The 260-nt window shown below is 26.9% G+C and carries 1 protein-coding gene; it reads left to right on the top strand.

The genetic code is table 11. The annotated features are described in order from the left end of the window. Positions 1-216, top strand: a 216-nt coding sequence (locus NG904_RS16945) for a winged helix-turn-helix domain-containing protein (RefSeq protein WP_252232902.1), incomplete at its 5' end; no start/stop codon positions are given. Positions 217-260 lie beyond the last annotated feature (44 nt).

Here is a 260-nt window from a genome sequence, read left to right as displayed (position 1 = left end):
AGAGAATTTGAAATATTATATTTACTAGCTACAAACAGAGGGCGAGTATTTAGTGCAGAAGAAATTTTTGAAAAAGTTTGGAAAGAAAAATATTATCAGTCTAACAATACTGTTATGGTACATATGAGTAGACTTAGAGATAAATTAGAAAAGCATATGGAGGGAAATAAAATAATTCATACAGTCTGGGGAGTTGGTTATAAAATTGAAAAATAAAAGATTATATAAATATTGGTTAGTATCGATAGTTCAGTTATTAG

This window comes from Clostridium sp. ZBS15, from assembly GCF_023845705.1.
Classification (GTDB): domain Bacteria; phylum Bacillota; class Clostridia; order Clostridiales; family Clostridiaceae; genus Clostridium; species Clostridium aquiflavi.
The sequence above is the reverse complement of the archived record's forward strand: the minus strand, read 5'-3'. Positions and strand labels throughout refer to the sequence as shown.